Source organism: Pseudomonas arsenicoxydans, assembly GCF_900103875.1.
GTDB classification, from domain to species: domain Bacteria; phylum Pseudomonadota; class Gammaproteobacteria; order Pseudomonadales; family Pseudomonadaceae; genus Aquipseudomonas; species Aquipseudomonas arsenicoxydans.
Genome location: NZ_LT629705.1, coordinates 3,459,917 through 3,482,833, shown reverse-complemented (window position 1 = coordinate 3,482,833; position 22,917 = coordinate 3,459,917). Strand labels below are relative to the sequence as shown.

Genomic DNA, 22,917 nt, shown 5'->3' with positions numbered 1-22,917 from the left:
GTTTTGAATGAACAAAAAATCACGACCAGTCCCTCCTTGTAGTGCCTGCAGGGATGGCAAAGAACTGGATTTTGAGTTCAGTATGGCGTTCCAGCCAATCGTCGATCTGCGCGACGGCAGTATTTTTGCCTACGAGGCTTTGGTACGTGGTTGCGATGGCAGCGGAGCCGTAGCCATTCTTGGAAAGGTGAACGAACAGAATCGTTATGCTTTTGACCAAGCCTGTCGGGTCAAGGCTGTTGAGCTTGCTTCACGCTTGCAAATCCCCTGTTTTGTCAGCATCAACTTCTTGCCCAATGCGGTATACCAGGCAGCCACGTGCATTCGTGCGACGCTTGAATCGGCACGCAGATTTGGTTTTCCCACAGAAAGACTGATTTTCGAGATCACCGAAAACGAAGAACTGGTGGACAAGGAACATCTGAAAAGCATCATTCGAGAATATCGTCTTAAAGGCTTCAAGACAGCGATAGATGATTTCGGTGCCGGGTACTCAGGGCTCAATTTGCTGGCAGAGTTTCAACCCGACATCATCAAACTGGACATAGCCTTGGTGCGTAGCATCTGCACTGACCCGGTGCGACAGGCAATCGTCCAAGGCATTCTCGGTGTATGCAAAGCACTCAGTATTGAAGTGATTGCAGAGGGCGTAGAGACCAATGCTGAATTACAGCAGTTACTAGCCCTCGGCATTAATTTCTATCAGGGCTATCTGTTCGCAAAACCCGAATATGAAACACTGCCTAACGTGAACTGGCCGTTACCGAACATCGGTTAGTCATAAAGTGTCCTCATTTTTTATAAATCGAGGCGAAGAATATTCTGAGTCTTTTGCTGAAAACATGTTTGCTTACAGCATTACTCGGGCTGCCCCATCTCCTTTGTAATCACCTTGAAATCGCACGGCCTAGATCGTCGAAGTTGAACACCCACGGTCATGTACTTTCAACTCGACCACTGACCATTTCAGGCCAGAGGCGACACCCTGGAGGTCGCGTTTTAGATCATGCTCTGAATTATTGAGGCCCGTTACCCCTTTCTAGATTTCCGTGCCATACCAGATGCCCTAGCCTCCATGCAAGCTACGGCAGATGTGCTTCCAGGACTGATACCGTCCTTGACGGAAAACTACGCAATGTAAAGACGGCAGTCTTCAATTCAGCTCAATAACCTTACAAAAATGACGGAAATAGCAGAAGTAATGGCACAATGGCCAAAACGTATGTCTTTTTGTAGAGAATAAACCTTGCGTACAACCCAAACGATTACGCCTGTTGAGCAAATTTTTCCTGCCCAGCAGCGCTTGATATCAGCTACTGATTCCAGCGGTAAAATCACCTACTGCAATGATGAGTTCGCGAAAATTAGCGGCTACTCCCGTGAGGAGCTGGTCGGTAGCCCACACAATTTGGTTCGCCACCCTGACATGCCACCTGCCATATTTGGGATGATGTGGAGCTACCTGAAGGCCGGAAAAAGCTGGATGGGCGTCGTAAAAAATCGCTGTAAGAATGGCGATTATTACTGGGTCAATGCTTACGTCACTCCCATTCTCGAAAATGGCCATCTGGTAGGCTACGAGTCCGTTAGGGTCAAGCCGACTCGCGAACAGATTGAGCGTGCACAAACATTGTATCAGCGGCTTCGTGCCGGCAAAAAGGCCGTACCGAAAAGGCGCCACTATGCCGCTTTTTTGGACAGGCTGATTGTCCCGGCAATTGCGGCACTGGCAGCTATCGGAGTGGTTAACACGCTTCCGAATCTGCTGGCGCAAACAATAATCGCCATGCTCTTTCTAGCCATTGGATTGTGGACTTATACGCGCGAGGTTAACCAACTCCATCGAATCATTAGGAGCGCTCCTGATGCTTTCAGTGATCCGATCAGCGCCCTCACTTACAGCAATACATACGGCCCTTCAGCGCAACTGGAAATGGTGCTGATCAGCGAAGATGCCCGCCTTAAAACCGCCTTAACTCGGCTGAGCGATCTGGCTAAACAGGTGACTGAAGCTGCTGCACACTCCTCCTTGCTCTCTAACCAAACCGAGCATGCCTTACTGGAGCAGAGGGCCGAAACGGACATGACTGCAGCGGCCATGACCGAAATGGCGGCTTCGATCAGTGAGGTGGCGGGGCATGTTCAACAAACCGCAATTGAAGCGCAAACGGCGAATGAACTGGCAGAACAAGGCGACAAAGTCGCCGGCACCACGAGAGAGGCGATTCAACTTCTGGCTAGCACGGTAACAAATATCAGCACTGCGGTGGATAACCTCGCCAATGAAACGCAGCAAATCATGACTGCTGCTGGTGTGATCCAATCTATTGCGGATCAAACCAACTTGCTTGCGCTCAATGCAGCAATTGAAGCGGCTAGGGCTGGTGAACAAGGCCGGGGCTTTGCTGTGGTCGCTGATGAAGTTCGCGCTTTGGCCAGTAAAACCCGCGTGTCTACCCAACAAATTCAGAGTGTTATTGAAACCCTTAAAAAGGGTGCGGATGATGCAGTGAGCATTGCCAGACATGGTATCCGCGAGGCAGATCACGGCGTGAAACAGGTTATAGAGGCTCAGGGAGCGCTTCAAGGTATTCGCCAGGCGGTTGAACGCATTAGTGGCATGAGTCAGCAAATGGCCGCCGCGTCAGAAGAACAGGCGCATGTCGCCGAAGATATTGCTCGGCAGATTAACAACGTCGCAGGGACGGTTGATAGAACAGCTAAAAATGCTAACGCAGCAGTCGCTCGTGGGAGTGAGCTTGAAACTACTTCTCGTGGTTTACGGGCTCTGGTTGAACGCTTCAACAGGTAACTAGACCTAAAGGAGGGGGTCGTTTTGATTGTCAGTCTAATTAATGGCGCAACTTTGCTTCTGGCTTTGTGCTGGCTACACGCTTTCATTACGCGCCGCTGGGACAAGCACAGCATAGCCATACAATTGGTTTTAGGGCTGCTATTCGGCGCTATTTGCGTGATTGGCATGCTAAATCCCATCTCGCCAGAGCCCGGAATATTCTTCGATGGCCGCAGCGTAGTTCTGAGCATGGCCGCACTATTTAACGGGCCACTCGTAGCTGGCGTCGCCGGCCTAATCGCAGGTATTTACCGAATATGGATGGGTGGCAGCGGTATGGCGTTTGGTCTGGTGGACATCTGCCTATCCATACTGTTCGGCCTGTTTTACCGGCATTGCTCCTTAAGCGGAAAGCTCGCTATCAGCCCTTGGCAGCTCTGGTTTTTAGGCCTGTTAATGCAGGTTTTGGATATGCTGTTGTTACCCGCAGCACAAGCAGCATCCAGCCTGGAACAGACAGCTGTCCCCTTGCTGCTGGTCATGCCGGTTGCGACAGTTGTACTGGGTTTGATGCTCAAGGAGATCGAGCAACGCAAACGAACAGAGCTCGCCCTGCAACTTAGAGAGTCGCGCCTGCGCGCAATCACCGAGGCGATCCCTGACACCCTATTGGTGCTGGACGAAGATGGACTCTATCTTGAGGTGACCCCTTCCAAGAAAGAGGAGCACCGTGGTGCCCTGACCGCACGTATTGGGCAAAGCGTGCACGATGTATTGCCTCAAAGCGAAGCCGAGCGCTTTATGGAGCTCATACGGCAGACCTTAGCCAGCGATAGACCGCAACTCATCGAATACACTCAGCAGAGCGCAGATGGCATAAAGATACTTGAGGGGCATGCTCAACGTCTGGATATTCAACTCAATGGTAAGCAGGCGGTGGTCGTACTCGCCCGCGATGTAACCCAGCGGGTCGATGACGAACATGAATTGCGCATCGCAGCCGTCGCGTTTGAAACGCAGCAAGGCATGATTATCACCGATGAGTTCAACCGCATCCTGCGAGTCAATCAGGCCTTCAGCACCATCACCGGGTATAGCAGTGAGGAAGCTGTTGGGCAGCGAACTAGCCTGCTCAGCTCTGGACGCCAGAGCCTGGCGTTTTATCAAAGCATGTGGCAACAGCTCAAGGCAGCGGATCGCTGGCAAGGCGAAATCTGGAATCGCCGTAAAAACGGAGAGGTTTTTCCTGAATGGCTGTCGATCAGCGCGGTACGAAACACCCAAGGCCAAGTCATCAATTATGTCGCATCAATTGACGATACCTCCGAGCGTAAGGCGGCTGAGGAGCGTATCCAGCGCCTTGCGTTTTTTGATGGGCTAACCGACCTGCCCAATCGGAGCCTTCTCCTCGATCGCTTGCAGTACGTGCTGGATGGTTGCGTGCGTAGCGGCGAATGCGCAGCGCTGATGTTTCTCGACCTCGACGGATTTAAGAACATCAACGATCTGCATGGGCATCATATTGGTGATAAAGTCTTGTGTCTGGCTGCTGCACGGCTCAACGGCGCAGTGCGGGTGAGTGACACCGTGGCACGCCTAGGCGGCGATGAGTTCGTGGTGCTGCTGGAGCATCTCAACAAGCAACCAGAACAGGCCGCCATGCAGGTCGAGCATGTCACCACATTACTGCTAGCGACACTGGCCGAACCTTACCAGATTGACGGTATGGAACTGCGCAGCAGTGCGAGTATCGGCGTGACACTGTTCAACGACAGTTCTAGTTCGATAGATGAGCTCATGCAACGTGCGGACTTGTCGATGTATGAAGCTAAAGCGGCGGGCAAGCATACGGCACGGTTTTTCGATCCACGCATGCAAGAGGCCATTAGCGAGCGCCTGAACCTCGAACAGGATATCCGCCGGGGGCTGTTATCTGAAGAGTTCATCCCCTACCTGCAACCACAGCTGGATAACACAGGTTGCCTGGTTGGCGCTGAAATATTGGCACGCTGGCAACACCCTCAGCGTGGCCTACTGAGTCCGGCGGCCTTTGTTGAGGTGGCAGAACTCGCCGGCTTGATTGAGACACTGGATTTGCAAATGCTGCAGAAGGCTTGCCATCAACTAGCGTTGTGGCACCATCAATCGGCCACTGCATCGCTCAGTTTGTCCGTCAATCTAAGTGCACGGCTCCTCTATCAGCCAAACTTTGTTGAGCGAGTGCTTCAGATTTTGGAGCAAAGTGGTGCAGATCCGCACAGGCTGAAACTTGAGCTTACCGAAACGCTGCTCCTTGACGACTTGCCATGTGCCGTTGCTCGCATATGCGAACTCAAAGCCCATGGCATTCGCTTCTCGATCGACGACTTCGGCACCGGATACTCGTCACTCGCCTACTTGCAGCAATTGTCGCTAGATCAATTGAAGATCGACCAGTCCTTTGTTCGCGGGCTGCCAGGCGATACAAACAGTCTTGCAATCATCAGTGCCATCTGCGCGTTGGCCAGCAGTCTGCAGCTAGAAGTGATTGCCGAAGGGGTGGAGACTCATGAGCAATACACCGCTCTACTGGAGCTCGGCTGCCGGAGTTTCCAAGGCTACCTGTTTGGCCGACCAATGCCGCTGACCGAGTTCGAGCGCCTAGTACCGACGAGTATTGTGAAAGTCGAGGTGCAGCCCCAATATTTTTAACCAAACCAAGCGCAGTAGGAGCGGAAGCACCGGGGCAGCGGTAGGGGCTGGTGTCAGCGGCGCTGCCGGCGGAGCTTTAACTGCTGAAAAAGGCAAAAGAACCGAAGCTGCAATTGGTGGTGGGATTGGATCTGCGGGCGGCTCAGTAGTTGGCAACAGTTTAGGTGGCGCTACCGGGTCAACTATTGGTGCAGGTCTTGGTGGAGCAGCCGGCGGGGCGCTGGGTAATAACCTGGCCGATGATGGAGATAATCATGGGTCACACGGTAAACAGCATGGGCATAAGTACGGGCATAAAAAACACAAACACGATTGAGTAGCTTTGTTTCCCGGCACAGCGCCGGGCTTTTTTGTTTCCGTTCTGTCATGCCTTAGTCGTATCTACCAAACACAATGCTGGCAGCCAAAGGGATTCGGTCCGATCTACACAGATCTTGGCATATAGTGCTAGGTTTACGTACCAGTCGAAAAGCGTGGAAAAGCTTGGCTTACCTGTCCACTGCTGTCAGGCCGACTTCTTCTGACGTTTCTGCTGATACATCGCCTGATCCGCCAGTGTGAGAGCATGAGAAATTCGTATCGTCTTGTTGGTTGCAGCCAACCCGTAGGAAGCGTTGACTCCCTCACTTTCGAGCGCTAATTTCATCCTCTCGCACAGCGCAAGGCCGCCTTCTAGATCGCAGTTAACGCCGATGATTCCGAACTCATCCCCCCCTAGCCTTGCCACAACATCATCTGCCCTTGAGGCTTTCAACAATGCAGTTGCTGCACGTTTTATTAGTGCGTCGCCGGCAGCATGACCAAAGCGGTCATTAGCATATTTCAGTCCATCCAGGTCCACAACGATGACGACAGAGGATTGGCGGTAGCGCTGGTATCGTGCCTCCTCTTTTACAAGAAGCTGATCCCATCCCGTACGATTATAAAGACCTGTAAGCGCATCTGTCATTGCTTGGGCCTGATAGCGCTCAGCCCTTCGTTCTTCCTCGTCGGCTTTCAACTCCATCTGCAAAATCGTGCTAAGCATACTGCCAACCAGCTCGATCAGATCTTGATTATCAGCAAGGCTGTCGGGCTGCGGCCGGGGATCAATGCCGCACAAGGTCCCAAACAAGCGGCCATCAGAGAGCAGAAGCGGAACGCCTATGTAGGCACCTATCGGAATTTTTCGACCTATTTCCGCCGCGGCGTAGACCGGCACCAGGCTTGAATTGGGGGCGATATTGGGACCATTACCTTCAACCATTTCACTACAGAACGAATCGCCCCAATTAAAGACATCGCCAGGAGCCACGCCATAGCCTTGGTCGTCGCGATGTATAACCGCCCAGTCGTTGCCCTCAGTTCTCGTGACCATACACATCTGGAAGCCTAATTTTCGACGAAGAAACGCCAGCGCTTTTTTGGATGCGCTTTCAAATCCATCCATGATCACTCCCAATAAAGTTAACCAGTCACAGGCACGGTAAAGCGGTGAGCAGCCACTGCCGCTGGTTATGGCTAAAGATTATAGTGTCAGCACCTTAAGAATGCATAAGCCGTGCAGGTTAGGTTAGGAGCGCTGCAGATCATTCCAGCTCCATCACGAGCGCCTAACCGTTACGGCGAACGATGATGGAACGCTGAGGATTGTGTGGCAAAGATACTGCGGAGCATGAGGCGAGCCCGCCGCGTGCGGACTTTTTTGTTTCTTCCCTCTTGGCGAGACGCGCGCGTTGATCTACGACTATTTTTGTCCCATTTCTCCTTACAGCCCGCCTCCCCTTGGCGGGATTTTTTCGCCTGCCCTTCCCTGCCGCCAATGGTGATGTCTTTTCCAACGTACGATGCGTCAGAGTGGGCCCCCCTTATATGGCGGTTACACCCTGCTCTCGGCGGAATTTAATATCCGCGACAACCGGTGTTGTGACCTTACATTCGCGATGAACAAAGGTGACAGACTGCATGTATGTACATATTCGTAAGCTTCACCATTGCGGAACTGTTCGAAAAAGTATGTCAAATGCCCATGGTCAAGTTGTCCCATGACATTAGTGTTTCCTTCATCGCCGTCGCTAAAGCTTGCCCCAAAGCAGGCAGCCTTCCTAGGGTCAGCGGTGTCTCGGATCAACGCCTCAGTGGCTAGCACATGGACCTGCTTGCCATTGGGAGAAAGAACCAACCGGCCATCATGCTGAAGCCAATCAGCACCGGAAAAAGCACTTTAACTATCGTCACCTTCTGCTCGATCGACCAAGAAACGGCTAGGCAGCGAGGCGGTCTTCTTGCGCCATGACCTAGCTGCTGAAATGAGCAATTAAATTGGCTTGATCGAAACCAACTCAAAGTACTTAAATTTTTTCTTCTTAGCCTCGGCCTTTGCTTCCTGCTCGGCAATGAGGGTACTTAATGTGTTTGCATCATAAATAAGCTGTTCCGCGTCGCCTTCAAACTCTCGGGTAACACGGAGCGTAACTCTCAGCGTTGGCGAAAGCGATGCAGACGCCTTTCGGGATTTGGATACATGCTGCTGATCGGAGGTTACCGATGAGACCGGAGCTTCGCACGGTACTGACTCATTGCTCTCCGTGCCAAAGAGTGCCTGACGCATCTCTTCTTCACTTAGGTTTTCTTTCATCTGGAAGTCTCGCCACGTTTTCAAGGCTGGGTACAGAAACAGCGAGAAAATTTTACCATCCATTATCGACCAACATAATCTGAAAATGGATACGGAGGCGCTTGGCTGATGATAGCCATGCAAGCTTCCCTTTCATTCAAGAGGGTGACTGCCTCGCTAGCCACATCAGGGACGAGCCGAAGGGCTTTTGGCTAGTGAGGCAGACTATTGGACGGTAGCTGAAATGAGTAGCTTGTCACGCCAGTCCACGGCAAAAGCAGACATACTTCGCTGTCCGTTTTTGTATCGGATAGCGGCCAACAACCCACCTCCCTAAGTAGACCATCAACAAAGCCCCTCCCTACCGTGTTGGCGCGGATGCCAATTTGACCCGTGCGCCGAGATGCCACTGACTCGATCTGATTCCTTGCGAACTCTTGCTTGTGCTGGATCTATACCGACGGGAGGTGGGTCAGTTTTGCGTCGGCACGTGGGTCAATGTGGCATTGGCGCTAACAGCCTGGGATCAGCTAAAACAGGATAAAACGGTGCTAATTTCGTGGATGATTGCTTCTTGCCTCAGTACGCAGGCTGCGTTGGGTGGACCGGCGTGTCGAGACAGGCGACCCGACCCACTGTCGACCTTCGACACTGGCAGAAATGGGCCAAGACGACTTGCGTAAGTCGTGGCCGTTGCACTGCAGCCCCAATCTATTGAAAGCGAGTTTCCTTGCTAGGAAACGCGTCCACTTCTTTGTGCTCAGGTTTTCCGCGAGGGCGTTCCGGCGGATGACAAAGCTCTGCCGAACAACCGTTCGTCGGAACAAGGGTCTACCATCTTGAAAATATCGCCGCGGGAAATTATTTTTCAACCACGCGATGCCGAGACGGATCGCGGTTAAGATCAATTAGAGGACTCTCTGGATACACCCTTCCGTAAATCTGTAGGCTTTGAACGCTTCAACTAGCTGTTTGAATAGTCGCTTCCCGGTTAAACACCTAACACGTATCTGCCTTACTAGGTGGAGACACGGTGAATGAGCAGTGCCGCATTGTAATATCGGCATGTTGGTTGGCTTAGGATGATCTGGATATACAGGTCGAGAATCGCTTACTGGCCGCTTATGCGGAAACCTGAGAACGTAAAGGAGGTGACCTATCCATATTGAGGTATCGCACAGCTTACGTTCCGTTTGTCGTTCCAACTGACCGACCACATCCAGGGATAGGGTGCTTCTCTCACTAATGGGTTGTTGAGCATAATCTGCTCCGGGTGATCAGTGAGGAAGCAAAGCTAAAACGTATTGAGATTGATGGTGAAGGTAGATCTGGTCTGCGGTCGGTCAGCTTGTAGTAACCAGCAAAGAGAAAAAGGCGCTCTACGGAGCGCCTTTTTTCGTTATCAATCGCCCGACTCCAGTGAGCCATAGCGCAGAAATAGAGATGAAGCTGTTATGAAACGTTACATAGGTCTGATTACACTCGTGCAGATGGCTGGATGCGAGTCAAATCCCCCATCGCCGCTTACCACCATCGCCTCAAGCGACGGTATCAGGAGGGTGTGTTGCCCGGACGGTTTCGTAACAAATTGATTGAATCAGCGAGAAAGGCGTTGAAAGTCCCCCTTAACCTAGCAATTACGAAGCGAGGCGTTTCTCAGGAAGCCGCAGTCGAAATGCTGGCTGATTCCACTGGTAGGCTTGCTGACATGCTTTGGGTCACGGTGCGACTGTCTGGGAAACCTGGTGTAAGAACGGGTGCCAATCTGGCGAAAAGTAGCAGCGCCGGTTAAACGTGCCATCCCAGGCCGGTGGGAGTTGAGGCCCTCGGTATCGAAGACCTATCCAATGCAGCTTATCTGGACTTGAAGAGGCTGCCCCAAAGCGACAAAGGTTAGGATTGTAAAGACGCTCGGCGTTGGACAACCTTCGCGAGCAAGCTTGAAAGGGATTCAATGGAGTAAGGTTTCTGCAGCAGCTCGAATCGCTGGTTGGCAGACTCTATTCTGGAAAATTCCGAGCTGTAGCCGGTGGTCAGAACAACGGGCAACCATGGATACAGCACTTCAATTCGTTCGAGCAGTTCGAGGCCACTCATGCCAGGCATCGCTATATCAGAAAAGACCACATGGAAACTCTCTGGCTTAAGTGAAAGTGCCGTCAGCGCTTCGCGCGCGCCAGTAACGCAATGCACGTTATAGCCCAGTTGCTGCAGGGCCTCAGACGTGAAAATACCGATATCTTCATTGTCCTCAACCACAAGCACGCCATACCCTGGCACGACCTCATTGATCACGGGTTCTGCAAGAGTAACCTGTGGTTTTACCGCGTCGATCAGTGGCAGGTAGATAGTAAATGTGCTCCCAACACCTTCCTTGCTGCTGACCAGTACCTCGCCGCCGGACTGCTTTGCAAAACCGAACACTTGAGATAGCCCGAGTCCGGTGCCTTGCCCTATACCTTTCGTTGTATAGAAGGGCTCGAATATATGCTCCAAGTTAGCCAATGATATGCCCGTACCCGTATCAGATATCGAGACAGTCAGGAAATTACCACTGCGCAAAGAGTGTGAGCGCACTGCTGGTAGCCATGCACTGGTGGCCATCTTGATGGATAGCTCCCCGACACCGCCCATTGCATCGCGCGCGTTCACAATCATGTTCACCAGAGCGGTATCGAACTGGCTTTCATCGGCGTTGATGAAGCAGGATTCGTCAGGGAGGTCGACGGTCACACTGATCCGTGAGCCGGTGAGAGTGTCCATCATTTCACCGGTACGCCTGACACTGTCGCTGGCGTTAAACACTTCCGGCTGGAGTACTTGTCGCCGAGCGAAGGCCAGCAACTGGCTCGTCAATTTCGCAGCGCGATCCACCGTCCCTGAGATTGCCTTGATGTATTTTTCCCGACGCTCTTGGGTCAAGCCCGGGCGATCAAGAAGATCAGTACACGATTTGATGACCGTCAGCAGATTATTGAAGTCATGTGCAACACCCCCGGTGAGTTGCCCGATGGCTTCCAATTTCTGCGATTGTCGCAAGGCTTCTTCAGAAAGCTTTAAAGCTTCTGCTGCATCCTGTTCGTCTTGAGTGTCCCGCCCAACTGCGTGAATGAAGTCGTTATCCGGCACAGCCGTCCAAGAGATCATGCGATACGAGCCATCTGAATGTCGGAAGCGATTCTTGAACGTAGGGAAACTGATGCCCTCCTTCAAATCCGTTATCACGGCAATCGTGCTCTTGATGTCTTCAGGGTGCACCAGCTCAAGGAACTGATGAGCTATCAGTTGCTCTTCAGACCATCCCAATATTCTTGTCCACGCAGGATTTACTGCTGAAATCATCCCATTGAAGTGGGCTACCAGCATTAAGTCTGCGGAGAGGCGCCAAATTCGATCCCTATCCTGACTCTTTTCAACAACCTGCTGCTCCAGCGACTCATTGAGCTTAGCCAATGAATCCTGGGCATCCCGCAGCGCCGTCATGTCACGCGAGACGCTGAGGATTTTCTCCGGTTTCCCATCCGCGCCAAAAATTGGGCTGACCTGAACGTGCCACCATTTCAGCGTTCCACCCATCGTAAAAGCAGACCCCATGAAGCTGGCATTCTTGCCGTCACGAGCTGCCTGTATGGCCGCTTTGGCATCAAGGTTACTTTGATCTTGCCAGAAGTCAGGCCAGAGACAGCCGCGTATCTCGTTGAAGTCACTGACCTCCATGATCTCTTTGCCCATTTCACTCATGAAGGTCACGCGGGCATCCAGATCCAGCACCTTGATGCAGTCATTGATACTCGCCAGCACCCGGTCGGTAAACGCCTCGTTTTTCTCCAGCTTCAGAGCCCCACGAACCTGCTCAGTGGTTTCCTGGACGAGGCAGAGTATTCCTTCGGGGCGTACGGTATCCCCATGCAGTGGCGAGAACGAAAATGACCAAAACGTCAGTTCCGCTACTCCCCCGCGAGCGAGAGTGATCGGGTGGTTTTCACACCGGCTTGCCTGCCCCTCTAGTGCGCTTTGCGCGATGGAGCGCACCTGAGCCCAGGCGTCGCCCAATACGGACTCGATAGGAGCACCTAGTGCGGTTTCCGGGGCGCAAGGAAGGATATCGATGTAGGCGTCATTGAAGAACAGCTGTAAATCATCTCCCCACACCAGGTACATGCTCTCAGGAGAGTTGAGCATCAGTCCCAGGTAGTTTTTGAGAGTCGATGGCCAGGATTCGCGGGAACCCAATGGCGTTGCAGACCAATCTTTTTCACGTAAGAGGCGCCCCATGTCTCCACCGCCAGCGGGGAGGTCGAACAAAACCATGTACTTTAAAACTCCCCTCAGCCTAGGCGCCCATCGCGCAGCGGTAATCGAACGAGCATGATGTCACCATCTCCCGATAATGGGCAATATTGCGAGGGGCTATCATTCGCCGCTTCGGCTGACCCACAACACCATTTAATCGCCCTTACAGGCAGAGGCGCGAAGGCAGTGGTGACCGCTGCATAGGCCGACTTCCGCTGGTCACCTTTTGCAGTGGTCGACTCAGTGCTTCCACCAATCAGTCTATGACTTCAATTTACCCAACGCGCTTGGCGATAACGGCGAATCGAGCAGGCTCTGCGCTATATCCAGTTGCTGTACGAAATCGAAAGTGAAGTTCGTGACCTGGAGCGGGATTTTTTATGCTGAATAACTGCTCATGCGCGTATTAACTCGATAATCGCAGAATTGCTGGCATCGTAGCCAACACTAAGACCAGCGCCATGAAGCTGTTAAATGCTAACGCATAAGTTGGATGACTTAGAATTCGCCGAAATGCTACTCCGCCTACAGCCCAAGCACCAACACATGGAACTGACAAGGCAGTCAAAATAGCAGCAGCGATACACAGATTTAAAATATGGTTCTGTGCGGGAACATAAGTCGCCGCTGCGCTAATAGAGAGAGCCCAAGCTTTAGGATTGATCCATTGAAAGGCTGCGCCCCCCAGAAGCCCCATGGGAGGGCGCTGTTCAACATTGATTTGTAACGGCCCGCTGGTGGCTATTTTCCACGCGAGCCACAGGATGTAAGCGGCTCCGGAAACACTCAATACAGTGTGGAAACCAGGGATTTTTTCGAACACCGCCCCAAGACCTGACCCGACCACTGCGAGTTGCAAACCGATTCCAAGCGCGATACCACAAACGAGCGGCATTGTGCGCCAGATACCCACTCGCGCGCCCGAAACAAGAACCATAGCGTTGTTCGGCCCCGGTGTCCCTGTCATTACGATGCCGAAAATCAGAAATGGTATCAGGACTGCAAGGTCATTCATGAGGACGATTCTTCGAAGGTGATTGAGCTGCGTATTTTATTGCGCGCAGCTAAATATTTGGTTGCATAATTTCGCCATAGAACCATCGAAGCACAACAAATGACTGAAATTGATCGGATTGACAGAAAAATATTGTGTGAGCTCTCAAGAGATGCTCGTCAGACGAACTTGAAGCTTGCCGAACGGGTCGGTTTGTCCCCGTCCGCTTGTTTGAGGCGGGTGCAGGAATTAGAGCGGGCCGGAATCATTACAGGCTATCGCGCCGTGATCGACAGGTCTCGTCTGGGGGCGGGCTTTGTCGTCTATGTTGCAGTTGGCCTCTCCAACCACACGAAAGCGAGTCTTGAAGCTTTTGAGTGTGCAATAAGTCTCTCTGGCGACGTAGTGGAGTTTCACACCGTCACCGGGGCAGTGGAGTACCTATTGCGTGTGGAGGTAGCTGATATAAAAGCCTACAAGGCATTTCACACGGATGTGCTTGGCACCCTGCCTCATGTTTCCTCAATTACCAGCTACATCGTAATGGACTCACCAAAAAGTGAGCGGGATTAGCTCGGTTTCCAAGGGCATGAAAGAAAGCGGGGCATTGAGCATTGCCTGACAGCCCCTACCGAAGGCGTGCTGGACAACTGGGCGAGCGCTCCGACAAACCCAGCGTGGATTACAGACCTCTACAGTCCCCTGATGAATGAGCTGCGATCTCGGGGCGTTACGGTATTCGCGTCTTGGGAAAGGTGCGATGTATTTGGCTCCGAGGTCAGCTCACCAAACTCAGACCTGTCCAGCATCGTCGACAACCTGATGCTTATGCGGTTCTTCGAGAATCACTCTGAACTTAGCAGGGCGCTTTCCGTTCTTAATGTACGAGATAGCTTTTACGATCCCTCGAGATTTGAGATAGCCATCGGCGATCAAAGTGTTTTCCTGAAAAAGGCTTCAAGATATGAGCCAGTCCCGACTGAGTCATCGCCCGGTTCAAATTCTTAAGCTGTTGAGCGGGTTGAATTAACATGGCCACTATCCTGGTCGTCGACGACGAGTATTTGATCGCTGACATGCTCAGCTTCGTGTTGGAGGATGAGGGGTTCATGGTGCTAACGGCCAGCAATGGTCGAAAAGGACTCGAAGTTCTTGATAGAGAACAGCCAGCCCTGATCATCACCGACTTTCTGATGCCGGTCATGGACGGTCTAGAATTCGCTACAGCGGTCCGAGCCCTTCCTTCAGCTCGTCATTTGCCGATCATCTTGATGAGCGGTGCTCAGGCACACATCGGTACGCAGAGGTCGGATTTGTTTGATGCGGTATTGGCAAAGCCATTCAGCATCGACTTGATCATTGCCGAAGTTAAAAAGCTCTTGGCTTCTGATTAGTAGGTGTTGGATCTACATACCTAGATCAGACTCAAGCCATCACCGCCCTCGACCTCCAAGACGCACATTGGCACCTCATCTGCCTGGTGAACCCCATGGATAGCGATGTCCGTTTTTCCATTTTCAGCTCGAACCCTTGTTCATCCAACCTGGGGGTACAACCTGAATTTCTTGGACGACCACGCTCTCGCCTTGAGAAATCAGTAGTTCAACCAGGCGCGGCTCATCGTTCAGCATTTCCTCGTAAGCCACGAAGCGATCCTAATGTCGGCGCTTGGGGGGGGCACGTGATTCAGGTGTTCAAATTAGTGTGAGCAACCGTGTCCATGCTCCGATTGGTCTGAACCTTGGGAGCAAACCACCTGCCGAGATCGCGTTCGCGGTTATGTCCGACATCGTGAGGGTGAAAGATGGAATTGTTCGTGACGCGCTGTAATGTCGGGAGTTTTTAGGAGATGAAAATGCAAGCTGCTTCTGAGAGGAATCTCGCCGACGGCGACATAAGTTATCTGGTTGATTTAGTGAGTCAGATTGTGCGCACTGATTTCGATTACCAGACAACCATCCCGGTCTGAGCTTTTATCGACGTAATGCGGTTACACTATTGGCGTTGACGTGTTTTTGACCCAGGAGGCTGATTTTGACTGGCCCACATGCAGCGTCTGAAACCACTCGCATTATCATCATTTGCTGAGTATTCGGGTGGGGCAGTGAATTCCGGCAGCCTGGATCAAAAACGCATCAGCGCCAACACCTTGGCTGACGCAGCAGGCATTGTTTTAGTTTCAGCCCGCCCATGCGGCCATTTTCCTGCCTGCTGATTACGCGTGATGCTCCAGATACTCGCTCAGCGCCTTTCGGGTCAGATCGTTCAAGGAAATGCTCTGCCGGATGGCGGCAACGCTCGCGGCCAGATGTAGGTCATGCCCTACCCTCACGTTAAACGATCCCTTGCAAGGGACCTCTGCCTCCTGTCCTAGTGACTCGCAGGTGTTCAGGTAGTCGTCCACGGCTTCGCGGAATGCCTGGCTCAGCTCGGCAACCGTATCCCCTTCATAGCTGACCAGGGCGCGGACGAACTGAAGCTTGCCAAACAGGCAGTTATCCTCAGGGCTGGCCTCGATGGAGCCGTAGTAGCCACGGTGTTGCAGCATGGTGCTCATCAGATCAATCCTCCTGCCTTCAGATGCTCGATCACCTGACGTTTGACGTAGGCCTTCAGTTCATTGCCGGGGTGCGGCTTGTGCAGGTTGATCATCGCCTGCGGGTTGCCATTATCGAACTTGACCCGGCTGCCATCACCCCCCAGCTGGCTGTAGCCAAGCCCCTGCAGCAGCGTTACCAGCTCGGGCCAGGTGAATCCGGCCTGCCTATTAAGCAGTTTGGCGAGCAGCTTTTCGTGCTTTGACATCAGGCCTCCTTATATGCGACTAATTTTAGTCGCATATAAGGAGCCAGTCAATCCTTCCTAAATGAACCCGCCCCCCTCCTGAGCGGGCTATTTGTTTCTGCTCTCCCTGCGCGTCCTACTGTTCAACTCCTGAAGAGCAATATCTGTTGGCGCTGGTGCGATTTTGACCCCACAAACCAGCAAAAGCATGACCATGGGTGAATACGATCACAGGGTTAAGACCGATCTGCTCCAATGCCGCGCAGAAAAGCAGAGTCAGGTCGAGACAAGTAGCCAACCCGAAGTCAGCAATCTGATCGGGGCTACGAATCTTCTGTCCTGATTGTTCAAAGCTAGCCGGCGGCAACGCATAGTCGAGCTTCATGCGCGCCACCGCGCCCCACACTGCCGACGCCAACTGCCAAGCTCTTTTGGGGCCACCCTCATATCCATCAAGTGCGGATGGCTTATCGCTAAGACGAAGCAACTCGGCCGCCTATTTAAGCAACCGCTCAACCGCTGCATCATTCGGCTGAACAAATGCCGCAGTCATGTCTGGTATATGCCACAATCCGCCCCACTGGTTTCTCGGCAAAAGGTCTACGACCTGTTCAAGCCGAGCAACTTCCTTGCGACCGCTCTCTGTCTCTTTGTCATCGGCTTCGAGGACGAAAGTAAAGGTTAACATCTCTGCTTCTGTCAGGCGGTTGAACAACGAGCCGTCTAGGACAAGATCAACCCCAGGTATGACCCGGAAGCTTTCTGCAGCGATCTCGTCAATCCGCCAGATCTTGGACTTAAATACCTCGGGCGCCGAGCTAAGGGTAAGAGTGGCATTGACGAAACGATCACTCGTCTCGTTCGAGATGCGAAGCTCGCGAATTACGGGATGGCGTTCTGGAAATCTGCAAGGTTCAGCTTCGCCACCAAGGTGGCAAGGATTTTTACTTCTTTAGGTTGGATTTCTTCTTGGGGCGTGAGGGGCTGAACGATGTCGTCCATGCGCAACCATCCTTGTCGTTATGCCCAAGGGAGTGCCGGAATTGGCCGGCCAGGGGGCCCCTCTTGAGCTGATGGCGGGATGATAGCTCTTCTAGTGACAGTCGTAATATGCCTCTGGTCGTCACTGATTTCTCATCCCATCATCGAATGGCCGCCTACCTAGACCGGAGCAAAGGTAGTGCTAGACTACTTTCGGATCAGCCTTGGGGAGACTGCCAGACCACGTTCGCCAGCGCTGCACAGCAGTGCATGACGAAAAACCGGAGTCCAATCATGACTGCGCTCTCGACAGATATCGAACAGATCAACCTTGTGGTGCGCCAGTATGTAGAAGGTATGGTGTTCGCAGATGAAGCGCTGCTGCGCCACGCCTTTCATCCCGATTGCCGCATCATTGGCCACTATCATAAAGAACTGGAGTGGTCGTCCCTTGACGACTTTATCGGCGCCATCAATGCCGAAAGCTCGGCGGTAAAAAAAGATGTGCAGCCCTTTTGGCGGGTCATTGACTTCGATATAACGGGTGATGCTGCCGCAGTAAAGGTCATCGATGATTTTGCTGGGATGAGATTTACCGATTACCTGTCGCTACTGAAAGTGAATGATCGATGGGTGATTATCAATAAGCTTTATTACTACCAAGAGTAGCGTCTGGTGCAGATCGCTTCAGCCTCGACAGCCTCAGTTCAGAAACTGGCCGATATTTTCCTGTCAGAATCTACCAGCCACATGCACTCATCACGAGAGACGCGACATTTAATTATGACGTCTCCATGAGCTCCACCGGGGGATTGGCCTTTGAATTCAAAGGCCAATCCCTAGCCTTTCCCCGCAGAACTCCGCCATTCCCCGATAAACTGGCCCAAGAGTTGGCCCAGCCATCTACGGCGTTCTGCCTGCGATAAACCAACCCAACAGCGCGCCTCAGTGGTTGATGCTACTACCCGCCTACGGCGTTCCGCCAACCGAACACAACCCACCTATCGCAGTAGTGATTCGCTGGCACATCGCTGGTAATCTCCACGCCACGTTCGCCAAACATTAAGGGATGGAGGCGGAAATAGAAGCCCCAAGGCCGCGAACCTTCGGGGCTTTGCTTTTTCTGAACCACCCGGCATCCCCCCGACACTCCGGTGCTACGCTGAAATCTCCACGGAGGATTTCGCGATGCCAAACTCAGACCTACTCCCGTCCCTGCTATTCAAGATCAATGAAAACCAGCTCGCCCTAGAAGCCGCCATCATGGAGCTTTCAAACTGGGTTGAGCAACGCGGTGCGGCCGACGTGGCCGATAACGTCCGCGGCGCCATGGACACCATCGATAAAAATGAAGAGTTCATCAAGATGACGCTCGCGGTGATGATGACGCCGGAATGACTTGGCGCTTAAAGCAGAAGAGATGGCGGTTAACACAACTCGCAAGCCAGAAGCGACGAGCCAAGCCCACCACTACTGGAGGAGCCTGCTCGACTTAAGAACGAGCTGATCAACGAAGAACTCCACATGCCCTCTGGGGCTGGTCGGCAAGGGCAAAGCGTCGATCTTTCGAGCGATGCTCTGAAAAGCTTGCGTGCACTTGGAACGCGGAAACGCTTCGTAAACGGCGCGCTGCTTCTGCACAGCCTTGCGCATGCATTCGTCGTAAGGCACCGCGCCCACATAACACAGGGCAACGTCGAGGAAGTTATCGGTGAGCTTGGTCAATTTAGCGAACAGGGCTCGACCCTCCAGCGGGCTCTGCGTCATATTTGCCAATACCCGGAAGCGGTTCATGCCGCAATCACGACTAAGCAGTTTGATCAACGCGTATGCATCGGTGATCGAGGTCGGCTCGTCGCTGACCACCAGCAACACTTCCTGGGCTGCCCGGACGAAGCTGACCACCGAATCGCCGATGCCCGCGGCGGTGTCGATCACCAGCACATCGATACTGTCACCGATTTCACTGAAGGCCTGGATCAGGCCTGCGTACTGAGCCGGAGATAAACGCACCATGTTCTGGATACCTGAAGCCGCGGGGACGATTCGCACCCCGCCCGGCCCCCGCACCAGTACATCGGATAGCTCACAGTGACCTTCGATTAAATCGGCAAGCGTGTACTGCGGGGAAAGCCCCAACAGGGCATCAATATTCGCCAAGCCAAGATCGCCATCCAGCAAAACGACTCGCCTTCCAAGTTCCGCCAGCGCCAATGACAGATTCACAGCCACAGTCGTCTTGCCGACGCCGCCCTTTCCGCCAGTCACGGCGATAACTTGTACAGAATGCACACCCTCCATGCTATTTATCCCTTCCATGTGCAACGTGTACGAGTAATTACTAATTAACTCCATTTACGGAAGGGTAGCCGAAAACTGCAGATTCACGACCCCTAGCCATCACGGGACCACCAAAAACTCACACAAGATCACATATCAGTAATGCAGTAGCATGGGCTTGGAATTGGCGCAAGCCTTGTAGATCGATGGTTTCAGCCTGCCACTGTCCAAAACTTAAACACCAGAACGCAACAGTTAGGCCCAATAAAACCGAGATAGATCGCGGTAGTTTTAGACAGCTTTTCACCCCCCTCCCCGGCGTCCTGCCGGCCGAACACAATCCACCCATCGCAGTAGTGAATCACCGGCGCATCGCTGGTATTCTCGCCGCCACGTTCGCCATTCATTAAGGGATGGAGGCGACAATAGAAGCCCTGAAGCCGCGAACCTTCGGGGCTTTGCTTTTTGGCTCAGGACGTATTTTTAGAGCACGCTAATTTTCACCAAGTGAAATGTAGGCCTGCTCGCATGTCACTCCCCGAGCTCTGGCTTGGTCAGCAACTTCAGCCAGGTTGCCGTCCTTGTTGAGAATCCACCCCTGCTGACCGGCGATGTAATTCGTGGAACTGATGTAGCTGCCGATCGCAGCGTTTGTAATCGTTCCATCCTGGATAAACGCGGAGTTCATGAACACCGGTCCGCCCTGAACTGCAAACGGAACTGCGATCGCGCCGCCGGCGATGGTATTGACGATGGCGAACCGGTCGGCACTCACCAAAAACTGGCTTTGCAATCCGGCGCCGGTGTTTTCAATGCCAAGACCAATGCCAGCGGCGACGTACTGCCCGCCAACGGTGACCTCCATCTTCACCGACCACATGGCCGAGGCCCTGCCGTCCAGCGCTGCAACAGCCTCACTGGTGGTCTGTACGGCTGCGGCGGCCTGATTGACCTCCACCTGAACAGTGTCGATCCGCTTCCCGGTTGCGACCCCGTCCTCGATGCGTGCCGATTGCTCTGACCACACGCCCACGAACATTTGATCCGAGCCAGCCAGTCCGGCAGTGTCACCCGCCAAGGCTGGATTCACCTGCGCGTAGACGCCATCCAGCTCAGTCGCCTGCGTATTGACCTTGCCATCAATTGTCGTGAGTGGGTATTTATAGGGGATAGGCGCCCCAACGTCTTAGCTGGCCCTCGGCTTGCACCATTCGTTGAGATGCTGAGGAAAACGGACAGTTCAATTGAGCCCGGCCGATAAGGCCACGCTCGCACGTTATGCTGAAGAGGTGAAAGCCGGCCAGATATTTCGCCTCAGACTGGAGAAACAAATTGATTGAATCCGCGAGGAAGGCGTTGGCCGTCCGGCTTAATCTAGCCATTACAAAGCTAGGCATTTCTCAGGAAGCCGCAGTCGAAATGCTGGCTGAAGCCACGGGTATGTCAGCGGAGACTGTTGTGGACTGGCTGAATAGCCTGAGCACTCCTCACAAGTCGTTTTTTTCTGTCATAGCGATGGGCCTGAAGGTAAATATTATCTGGCTACAGACGGGAGCGAGCAGCATGTATGTCGGCTCCAGCCCAGGACTTACTAATTATCCTGTGTAGTGGTCTAATGAAACCGGACACCCATTTAGGCGAGAATGCTCGCCAGATCGAGGTGTCAGATGACCAAACAACGCCGCTCCTTTACTCCTGAATTCAAGCGCGAGGCTGCCGACCTTGTGCTCAAACAAAACTACAGCTACATCGAAGCCAGCCGTTCACTCGGCATTGGTGAATCGGCATTGCGCCGCTGGGTTGACCAGATTCAGAAAGAACATAAAGGCGTCACCCCGCAGAGCAAGGCACTGACTCCGGAACAGCAAAAAATTCAGGAGCTGGAAGCCCGGATTGCTCGGCTTGAGCGAGAGAAATCAATACTAAAAAAGGCTACTGCGCTCTTGATGTCGGAAGATCACGAGCGTTCGCGCTGATTGACCAGTTGAGCGCCCATGAGCCGGTTGATTGGCTGTGCAAGGTGTTTGACGTCACTCGCTCGTGTTACTACGCCCAGCGCCTGCGGCGCCGCACGCCGGATGTTGAACGGCTTCGATTGCGTAGTCGCGTCAGTGAGCTGTTCTCGCAAAGTCGCAGCTCTGCGGGCAGTCGCAGCATCCTGTCACTGATGCGTGAAGACGGTGAGCAACTCGGTCGATTCAAAGTGCGTAGCTTGATGCGCGAGCTTGATTTAGTCAGCAAACAACCCGGCTCCCATGCCTACAAACGAGCAACAGTAGAAAGACTGGATATCCCGAACACATTGAACCGCGAGTTCGACGTGCCAGCGCCCAATCAAGTCTGGTGCGGCGATATCACCTACATTTGGGCACAAGGAAAGTGGCATTACCTGGCTGTCGTCCTGGATCTTTGTACGCGTCGGATCGTGGGCTGGGCGCTGTCGGAAAAGCCAGACGCTGAGCTGGTGATCAAAGCGCTGGATATGGCTTACGAGCAGCGTGGCAGGCCTTCGGATCTGCTATTCCACTCAGACCAGGGATCGCAATATGCAAGCCGACTCTTTCGCCAGCGGTTGTGGCGATACCGCATGCGCCAAAGCATGAGTCGACGAGGAAACTGCTGGGATAACGCACCGATGGAGCGCGTATTTCGCAGCTTGAAAACAGAATGGATACCGACCGTGGGCTATCGAACTGCGCAGGAAGCACAGCGCGATATCAGCCATTTTTTGATGCATCGCTACAACTGGATTCGGCCTCACCAATTCAACGATGGGTTGGCGCCAGCGCGGGCCGAGGAAAAACTTAACGTCGTGTCCGGGATTAGTTGACCACTACACCTGTTGCTTTGAAGCGACGGAGTTATCCCAGAGTAGGGAAGTAGATGGCGGATCTAATCACAGGGCTCGACGGCCCCAGAACAGCCCAGCAGAAGTTGTACTACGACCTTGACGATACAACAGCCATAATCGGCTGGTCAGCTGCTGAACTCAAAGCCATCGCCGGACATGCCAAAACACCGGATGAGGCAGTGACATTGCTGAAGATATGTACGCTTTTATTAGTCCAGCAAGAAAAGCTCAGTGGTTATGCGGAAGAGGTAAAGGCGGGGCAAATAATTCGAGACAACCCCGTATAGGTGCGGGGTTTGGTGCGGCGGGATGTTGTAGGAGGTTCGTATGGGACTCAACAAACCAACCCAAGACCTGAGGCGCGAACTCAAGGCGCTACGGCGCAGCCTTGAGCAGGCCGCAACCGAAGTGCTTACCATCACCAAGGATTGCAAAGATGTCGAGGTGACCGCCGTCCTAAAGCTGATTGCGCAACTGTACGAAGATTCAGATCGGCTGGCTGCGCTGGCGGATGAGGTGAAGGATGGACGGATTGTGCGGGGGAAGGCTGAGTAGTTGGCCAGCCGGGCTTTTTGTTTAAGAACCTGCTCACTTCGCCGATAGCCTCTTACTGCATCCCGCAGCGCAGAGGCAATATGAGAAATCTCGCCATC

At 53.0% G+C, this 22,917-nt stretch carries 21 protein-coding genes and 4 pseudogenes; 13 read left to right on the top strand and 12 right to left on the bottom strand.

Going from position 1 to position 22,917, the window contains the following annotated elements; translation table 11 throughout:
* Positions 1 to 7 precede the first annotated feature (7 nt).
* The 5 genes and pseudogenes from BLQ41_RS16290 to BLQ41_RS30910 all read left to right on the top strand — a co-directional run bounded on the left by BLQ41_RS16290 (position 8) and on the right by BLQ41_RS30910 (position 5,801).
* Positions 8 to 778: an EAL domain-containing protein gene (locus tag BLQ41_RS16290; protein WP_197678887.1), complete on the top strand. Its 771-nt coding sequence runs from the start codon at positions 8 to 10 to the stop codon at positions 776 to 778.
* Positions 779 to 1,246: 468 nt separating this feature from the next.
* Positions 1,247 to 1,528, top strand: a pseudogene (locus BLQ41_RS31375) (PAS domain-containing protein); the annotation flags it as partial.
* A 258-nt stretch (positions 1,529 to 1,786) separates the two neighbouring features.
* Positions 1,787 to 2,812, top strand: coding sequence for a methyl-accepting chemotaxis protein (locus tag BLQ41_RS16285; RefSeq protein ID WP_408003512.1), 1,026 nt, complete (start codon positions 1,787 to 1,789; stop codon positions 2,810 to 2,812).
* 24 nt (positions 2,813 to 2,836) lie between these two features.
* Positions 2,837 to 5,485 (top strand): EAL domain-containing protein, encoded by a 2,649-nt coding sequence (locus BLQ41_RS16280; RefSeq protein WP_269458055.1) that lies wholly within the window; start codon positions 2,837 to 2,839, stop codon positions 5,483 to 5,485.
* A complete protein-coding gene (locus tag BLQ41_RS30910) occupies positions 5,478 to 5,801 on the top strand; it encodes a glycine zipper domain-containing protein (protein WP_408003511.1) in 324 nt (107 codons plus the stop codon). The genes BLQ41_RS16280 and BLQ41_RS30910 overlap by 8 nt, the downstream gene beginning before the upstream one ends.
* A gap of 189 nt (positions 5,802 to 5,990) precedes the next feature.
* Here BLQ41_RS30910 and BLQ41_RS16270 read toward each other — a convergent pair whose 3' ends face one another.
* The 5 genes and pseudogenes from BLQ41_RS16270 to BLQ41_RS16250 form a co-directional block, all read right to left on the bottom strand.
* Entirely contained in the window at positions 5,991 to 6,914 is a 924-nt protein-coding gene (locus tag BLQ41_RS16270; RefSeq protein WP_090182402.1) for a sensor domain-containing diguanylate cyclase, read from the bottom strand.
* 645 nt (positions 6,915 to 7,559) lie between these two features.
* Positions 7,560 to 7,667: pseudogene (locus BLQ41_RS30905) on the bottom strand (terminase small subunit); the annotation flags it as partial.
* Between the two features lie 114 nt (positions 7,668 to 7,781).
* On the bottom strand, positions 7,782 to 8,102 hold the full coding sequence (locus BLQ41_RS16260) for a hypothetical protein (RefSeq protein WP_090188605.1): 321 nt from the start codon (positions 8,100 to 8,102) through the stop codon (positions 7,782 to 7,784).
* 1,872 nt (positions 8,103 to 9,974) lie between these two features.
* The gene (locus BLQ41_RS16255) at positions 9,975 to 12,356 is read right to left on the bottom strand and encodes a PAS domain-containing protein (protein WP_090188602.1); all 2,382 of its coding nucleotides are present in this window, start codon (positions 12,354 to 12,356) and stop codon (positions 9,975 to 9,977) included.
* A 424-nt stretch (positions 12,357 to 12,780) separates the two neighbouring features.
* Entirely contained in the window at positions 12,781 to 13,389 is a 609-nt protein-coding gene (locus tag BLQ41_RS16250) for a LysE family translocator (RefSeq protein WP_090182401.1), read from the bottom strand.
* 99 nt (positions 13,390 to 13,488) lie between these two features.
* On the opposite strand from BLQ41_RS16250, the gene BLQ41_RS16245 reads away from it, so the two are divergent.
* Together BLQ41_RS16245 and BLQ41_RS16235 are read left to right on the top strand one after the other, a co-directional pair.
* Entirely contained in the window at positions 13,489 to 13,941 is a 453-nt protein-coding gene (locus BLQ41_RS16245) for an Lrp/AsnC family transcriptional regulator (RefSeq protein ID WP_090182399.1), read from the top strand.
* A 458-nt stretch (positions 13,942 to 14,399) separates the two neighbouring features.
* Positions 14,400 to 14,762 (top strand): response regulator, encoded by a 363-nt coding sequence (locus BLQ41_RS16235; protein ID WP_090182398.1) that lies wholly within the window; start codon positions 14,400 to 14,402, stop codon positions 14,760 to 14,762.
* 20 nt (positions 14,763 to 14,782) lie between these two features.
* On the opposite strand, the pseudogene BLQ41_RS30900 reads toward BLQ41_RS16235, so the two are convergent.
* Positions 14,783 to 15,020, bottom strand: a pseudogene (locus BLQ41_RS30900) (hypothetical protein); the annotation flags it as partial.
* Positions 15,021 to 15,030: 10 nt separating this feature from the next.
* Here BLQ41_RS30900 and BLQ41_RS30505 point away from each other — a divergent pair.
* Positions 15,031 to 15,198, top strand: a pseudogene (locus BLQ41_RS30505) (XdhC family protein); the annotation flags it as partial.
* Between the two features lie 385 nt (positions 15,199 to 15,583).
* Here BLQ41_RS30505 and BLQ41_RS16225 read toward each other — a convergent pair.
* From BLQ41_RS16225 to BLQ41_RS31215, 4 genes are all read right to left on the bottom strand, one after another.
* Positions 15,584 to 15,925, bottom strand: coding sequence for a type II toxin-antitoxin system HicB family antitoxin (locus BLQ41_RS16225; protein WP_090182395.1), 342 nt, complete (start codon positions 15,923 to 15,925; stop codon positions 15,584 to 15,586).
* A complete protein-coding gene (locus BLQ41_RS16220; protein WP_090182394.1) occupies positions 15,925 to 16,173 on the bottom strand; it encodes a type II toxin-antitoxin system HicA family toxin in 249 nt (82 codons plus the stop codon). The genes BLQ41_RS16225 and BLQ41_RS16220 overlap by 1 nt, the downstream gene beginning before the upstream one ends.
* Before the next feature lie 115 nt (positions 16,174 to 16,288).
* Positions 16,289 to 16,537, bottom strand: coding sequence for a hypothetical protein (locus BLQ41_RS31220; protein WP_331715163.1), 249 nt, complete (start codon positions 16,535 to 16,537; stop codon positions 16,289 to 16,291).
* 111 nt (positions 16,538 to 16,648) lie between these two features.
* The gene (locus tag BLQ41_RS31215; protein ID WP_331715162.1) at positions 16,649 to 16,867 is read right to left on the bottom strand and encodes a hypothetical protein; all 219 of its coding nucleotides are present in this window, start codon (positions 16,865 to 16,867) and stop codon (positions 16,649 to 16,651) included.
* 560 nt (positions 16,868 to 17,427) lie between these two features.
* On the opposite strand from BLQ41_RS31215, the gene BLQ41_RS16210 reads away from it, so the two are divergent.
* Complete coding sequence (locus tag BLQ41_RS16210) at positions 17,428 to 17,802, top strand: nuclear transport factor 2 family protein (RefSeq protein ID WP_090182392.1); 375 nt, start codon at positions 17,428 to 17,430, stop codon at positions 17,800 to 17,802.
* Between the two features lie 519 nt (positions 17,803 to 18,321).
* Complete coding sequence (locus BLQ41_RS16205) at positions 18,322 to 18,531, top strand: hypothetical protein (protein WP_090182391.1); 210 nt, start codon at positions 18,322 to 18,324, stop codon at positions 18,529 to 18,531.
* 72 nt (positions 18,532 to 18,603) lie between these two features.
* Here the strand turns inward: BLQ41_RS16205 and BLQ41_RS16200 are convergent, their stop codons facing one another.
* Together BLQ41_RS16200 and BLQ41_RS16195 are read right to left on the bottom strand one after the other, a co-directional pair.
* Positions 18,604 to 19,434, bottom strand: coding sequence for a MinD/ParA family protein (locus BLQ41_RS16200; protein ID WP_090188598.1), 831 nt, complete (start codon positions 19,432 to 19,434; stop codon positions 18,604 to 18,606).
* A 472-nt stretch (positions 19,435 to 19,906) separates the two neighbouring features.
* Positions 19,907 to 20,491 (bottom strand): DUF1983 domain-containing protein, encoded by a 585-nt coding sequence (locus BLQ41_RS16195; RefSeq protein WP_231997030.1) that lies wholly within the window; start codon positions 20,489 to 20,491, stop codon positions 19,907 to 19,909.
* 589 nt (positions 20,492 to 21,080) lie between these two features.
* Here BLQ41_RS16195 and BLQ41_RS16185 point away from each other — a divergent pair.
* The 3 genes from BLQ41_RS16185 (at position 21,081) to BLQ41_RS16175 (ending at position 22,819) form a co-directional block, all read left to right on the top strand.
* A protein-coding gene (locus tag BLQ41_RS16185) for an IS3 family transposase (RefSeq protein ID WP_090175779.1) occupies positions 21,081 to 22,243 on the top strand; the annotation gives its coding sequence in 2 pieces (ribosomal slippage) (positions 21,081 to 21,336 and positions 21,336 to 22,243; 1,164 coding nt in all).
* Positions 22,244 to 22,296: 53 nt separating this feature from the next.
* The gene (locus BLQ41_RS16180) at positions 22,297 to 22,551 is read left to right on the top strand and encodes a hypothetical protein (protein WP_090182387.1); all 255 of its coding nucleotides are present in this window, start codon (positions 22,297 to 22,299) and stop codon (positions 22,549 to 22,551) included.
* Between the two features lie 40 nt (positions 22,552 to 22,591).
* A complete protein-coding gene (locus BLQ41_RS16175) occupies positions 22,592 to 22,819 on the top strand; it encodes a hypothetical protein (RefSeq protein ID WP_090182386.1) in 228 nt (75 codons plus the stop codon).
* The last annotated feature ends 98 nt before the right edge of the window (positions 22,820 to 22,917 follow it).